The organism is Okeania sp. SIO2B9, from assembly GCF_010672505.1.
GTDB lineage: Bacteria > Cyanobacteriota > Cyanobacteriia > Cyanobacteriales > Microcoleaceae > Okeania > Okeania hirsuta.
Genome location: NZ_JAAHGK010001219.1, coordinates 1 through 2,298, shown reverse-complemented (window position 1 = coordinate 2,298; position 2,298 = coordinate 1). Strand labels below are relative to the sequence as shown.

The window sequence follows — 2,298 nt, the reverse complement described above, 5'->3', positions numbered from 1 at the left end:
TCAAGATTCAGCTTTGTGGAATAAACTTAGAAAAAATGCCATGAAGCGAGTTGAAACTGAATGTTCTCCTCAAGTTTTTTCACAAAGATTGAGTTCTATTTTTAAATAAGCAATCAGCAGTCAGCACTAAATGTGTGCGTTTGCGGAGTATTCCGGTACGGAAAATCGTAGTAAAGATTCAGATCGCTGCCACAGAACAATCAATTGGGATACCAGTTGTGAGGTTGAAAAGTTTGGCGCAACAACTCTGGTTGCAAGTAGTGAAATTCGTCTGGCAAACCAGGTTCCTCCTGATTTTCACTTGGTAGGTTGTACATGGTGGGTAGAGTTTGCTTTGCTGAAAGTGGTGGTTCTGATTGAATTGATATATTCGTCATTTCAGTTATCAGTTATCAGTACCTACTGTAATAGGGAGGTTTGAAATTATGGTTTGGTTCGAGTGGGCGATCGCAAAGTATTGCGGAATATTATCTTTTTGTCTGACTAAAAAATAAAGGGTTTTTTTACTTAGGACTTACGCACTGACAATAGATATAGGGATTTGTGCGTTACGCTGTCGCTAACACACCCTACCAATAGCATTCATGCGTAAATCCTGAAACTACTAATAACGACACTATTTGCGCCCACATTTTTTCACACTTACAGCTTAACATAGGATTTTGACAAATATGAAAGTTGTGTGTAGGAAAAATTTTTGATACTGGAGGAGCGATCGCGATACCCTTTTTACAAGGCGTGAGCTACATCAACTATCCCCATAAATCCCTCTTAAAAAGGGGGACTTCCGGTTTCCCCCCTTGTCAAGGGGGGTTAGGGGGAATCTCCAGCAGTGTACCTAACCCTTACTGAGAAATGCTATATTATAACTGATAACTGAAATGGTGTTGCATAAAAAATCTTGATTTTATGGTGGAAGAAAATTAATTTTTTTCTAATAGTAATTCTGCCAATTCACAAAAACCTTCTGCTTCTTTTTGACTGGTAATATAAACTGGTTGATGATTCAATTTATCCGCATATTCTCGAATATTTGCGACTCCCACCGACAAAGGGAATTTACCTTCATCAAACAGAGTTTCATCATTAGGACTATCACCAACTGTAAGAATTTTTTCTGTTGTTAATTCCGGAAAATAGTCTGACAAAACTTGCAATAAACCCGTCGCCTTATCCTGTTCTAAAGGTTTAATATGACATTGCACAGTACTATAGGTAAAACCATAACCTTTGGAGTGACAAATCTTTGCCATTTTTGTCAGTTCAGATAAATTTAAGTCCTGAATATCAAAAGTAAAATCTGTGAGTCTAAACTGATTATCAACAGATTCTTCAATCCGAGGAAATAGACTTTTTAAGTATTGGAAAACTTCAGCTAAATGTTGTCTATGTAGATTAATATTTGGGATAGAAGTTAAAAATTTAGGTGCTTCGTTATGATTAGGATAAAAGAAACCTCCATTTTCAGCTATCGCTCCTACTACTGGCAGATAATTTTTAATAGCTTGCACCCAACCGGCAGAACGACCTGTAATTATTAATACCTGAATTTTTGCTGCTGCTAATTTTTCTAAACTAAGGAAAAGATTAGAAGTAAATTCACCATTTTTAGTTAATGTACCATCCATATCAGTAGCTATAAGTTGAATATTTTTAAGGCTTGTTTTTGCTACTGTTTCAGAGAGAGGAGTCAAAGGCATAATTAATATTTATGATCGATTATTTCAAAACTTTTGAGATTATATAGCGTTTCTCAAAGTAAGCATTCAGCTCTTAGCAGTCAGCTATCAGCAAATAATGAATAATTCCATATAAGCATGAAGAAACGTAATTTTACAGTAAGTTTTAATTCTATCCAAATTTCTCAATTGCTTTTACCTCCTCCTATCATCAATAGCTGTTAACGTAGTTCCTCCGCAGGAGGCTAGCTAATAGCTGACTGCTGAATGCTTACTTCTCAAGTTACTGAGATACAGTTTTTTCTTCTTTTCTATTCTGTACAGACCTTGCATGCAACGTCCCTACCTGATCCCTAAAAGAAACGAATGCGCGTACCTCACGCTTTTTGGGAATTGCTATATAATAATGTACTAAATAAAGAGTTATTCTCATTATGTTTGAAACAATTACAGCTACAAACCTAACTTTACATGATATTGAAACTAAATTCAATTTACAATTTTCTGAATATAAGCAATTTTTTCGAGAATGGCTTGATAATTTACCAATAATTAATGGTTGAGAAAGACAAGGGTTAGATAACCAGCTTTTAGTTTATCTAACCCTTGTCTTTCTCAA

Annotated in this window: 3 protein-coding genes; 1 reads left to right on the top strand and 2 read right to left on the bottom strand. The window is 35.3% G+C overall.

Features of this window, described 5'->3' with window-relative positions; translation table 11 throughout:
* Positions 1-200: 200 nt before the first annotated feature.
* Positions 201-377, bottom strand: coding sequence for a hypothetical protein (locus F6K13_RS29125; protein WP_338043219.1), 177 nt, complete (start codon positions 375-377; stop codon positions 201-203).
* Positions 378-923: 546 nt separating this feature from the next.
* Complete coding sequence (locus F6K13_RS29120) at positions 924-1,700, bottom strand: HAD-IIB family hydrolase (RefSeq protein WP_124146234.1); 777 nt, start codon at positions 1,698-1,700, stop codon at positions 924-926.
* Between the two features lie 413 nt (positions 1,701-2,113).
* On the opposite strand from F6K13_RS29120, the gene F6K13_RS29115 reads away from it, so the two are divergent.
* Positions 2,114-2,242 (top strand): hypothetical protein, encoded by a 129-nt coding sequence (locus tag F6K13_RS29115; RefSeq protein ID WP_275670413.1) that lies wholly within the window; start codon positions 2,114-2,116, stop codon positions 2,240-2,242.
* Positions 2,243-2,298 lie beyond the last annotated feature (56 nt).

What these genes read in the sequence shown, in the direction of transcription:
- F6K13_RS29120 (WP_124146234.1), bottom strand. Translation starts at nt 1,700, where the DNA reads ATGCCTTTGACTCCTCTCTCTGAAACAGTAGCAAAAACAAGCCTTAAA.
- F6K13_RS29125 (WP_338043219.1), bottom strand. Translation starts at nt 377, where the DNA reads ATGACGAATATATCAATTCAATCAGAACCACCACTTTCAGCAAAGCAA.
- F6K13_RS29115 (WP_275670413.1), top strand. Translation starts at nt 2,114, where the DNA reads ATGTTTGAAACAATTACAGCTACAAACCTAACTTTACATGATATTGAA.